2 protein-coding genes are annotated in these 1,877 nt (G+C 70.2%); both read left to right on the top strand.

The genetic code is table 11. The features are described 5' to 3' along the window. Positions 1-1,583, top strand: a 1,583-nt coding sequence (locus FKP22_RS28970) for a transglutaminase family protein (RefSeq protein WP_211361650.1), incomplete at its 5' end; no start/stop codon positions are given. 108 nt (positions 1,584-1,691) lie between these two features. Next, positions 1,692-1,877, top strand: a 186-nt coding sequence (locus tag FKP22_RS28965) for a hypothetical protein (RefSeq protein ID WP_141291605.1), incomplete at its 3' end; no start/stop codon positions are given.

Raw genomic sequence — 1,877 nt, 5'->3', positions numbered from 1 at the left:
GGCTGACGCGCACGGCGCTGTGCGTGGAAGTGCGCGACCCGCGCCGCGCCAACGGTCCGAAGGCCGAGAAGGTTGGCCAGGCCACTGGCGTGCTGTACGTGTTCATGCCGCCGCTGCAGCTGCTGGAGGACTACCTGGCGCTGGTGGCCGCGGTGGAAGCCACGGCGGCCGAGCTGGGCGTGAAGATCGTGATGGAAGGCTACCCGCCGCCGCGCGACCCGCGCCTGAAGCTGCTGCAGGTCACGCCGGACCCGGGCGTGATCGAGGTCAACATCCACCCGGCGCAAAGCTGGAAGGAACTGGTCGCGCACACCGAGTTCCTCTATGACGCGGCCTGGCAGTCGCGCCTGTCGTCCGAGAAGTTCATGGTCGACGGCCGGCACACCGGCACCGGCGGCGGCAACCACTTCGTGATGGGCGGCGCCACGCCGGCCGATTCGCCGTTCCTGCGCCGGCCCGAACTGCTCGCCTCGCTGCTGGGCTACTGGCACAACCATCCGTCTTTGAGCTACCTGTTTTCTGGCCTGTTCATCGGCCCGACCAGCCAGGCACCGCGCGTGGACGAAGCCCGCAACGACCAGCTGCGCGAGCTGGAGATTGCGCTCGGCGAAATCTTCCGCCTGACCGACGCGGCCCAGGCCGGCGGCCCGGCCGTGCCGCCCTGGACGGTGGACCGCGCGCTGCGCAACGTGCTGGTCGACGTGACCGGCAACACCCACCGCAGCGAGTTCTGCATCGACAAGCTCTATTCGCCCGATTCGGCCACCGGCCGGCTGGGCCTGCTGGAGCTGCGCGCCTTCGAAATGCCGCCGCATGCGCGCATGAGCGTGGTCCAGCAGCTGCTGCTGCGTGCGCTGGTGGCGCGATTCTGGCAGCAGCCCTATCGCGCGCCGCTGGTGCGCTGGGGCACCGAGCTGCACGACCGTTTCCTGCTGCCGACCTTCGTGCAGATGGACTTCGACGACGTGATGGAGGACATGCAGCAGGCCGGCTACGCCTTCGACGGCGGCTGGTTCGCACCGCACTTCGAGTTCCGCTTCCCCAAGGTCGGCGAGTTCGCTGCGCGTGGCCTGCACCTGACGCTGCGCAACGCGCTCGAGCCCTGGCATGTGATGGGCGAAGAGGGCAGCGCTGGCGGCACGGTGCGCTACGTCGACTCCTCGCTGGAGCGGCTGGAGCTGAAGGTCAGCGGCCTGATCGACACGCGCCACCGCATCACCGTCAATGGCGTGACGGTGCCGCTGCAGCCGACCGGCGTGGCCGGCGAGTTCGTGGCCGGCGTGCGCTACCGCGCCTGGCTGCCGCCTTCGGCGCTGCACCCCAGCATTGGCGTGCAGGCGCCGCTGACGGTGGACGTGGTCGACACCTGGATGAACCGTTCGCTGGGCGGCTGCCAGTATTTCGTCGCCCACCCGGGCGGCCGCAACTACGACACCTTCCCGGTGAACGCCTTCGAGGCCGAGAGCCGCCGCCTGGCGCGCTTCTCGCCGCTGGGTCACACCAGCGGCCCGGTGGAGGCGCCCGAAGCGCAACGCAGCCAGGAGTTCCCGTTCACCCTGGACTTGCGGCGTGCCTGGCGCTGAGCCGCGCAGCGAGGTGCGCGCGGCGCGGTGCCGTGAAATCCGCCCCGTGCGCGAGGGCCAGCACGTAGCTGGCCCCGGGCCGGGGCAGGGCATGATGTCGAGATGTCCGTGAGCTTGCTGTCTTCCTCTCCGCTCAACCCGGCCGGTTCGTCCGCGCAGCCGCAGCAATCGCTGCTGCCAGACGAACTGCCGGACGCGCTGGCCTTTGTGCAGGCCGCAGCGCAGCGCAGCGACGACGGCCATTTCGACGAGTTGCACGCGCAGCCTGCCGGCACGCCAGAAGCTGGCACGCCG

This window comes from Ideonella azotifigens (assembly GCF_006519715.1).
Taxonomy (GTDB): domain Bacteria; phylum Pseudomonadota; class Gammaproteobacteria; order Burkholderiales; family Burkholderiaceae_C; genus Ideonella; species Ideonella azotifigens.
This window is presented reverse-complemented; position numbering and strand designations above follow the sequence as displayed.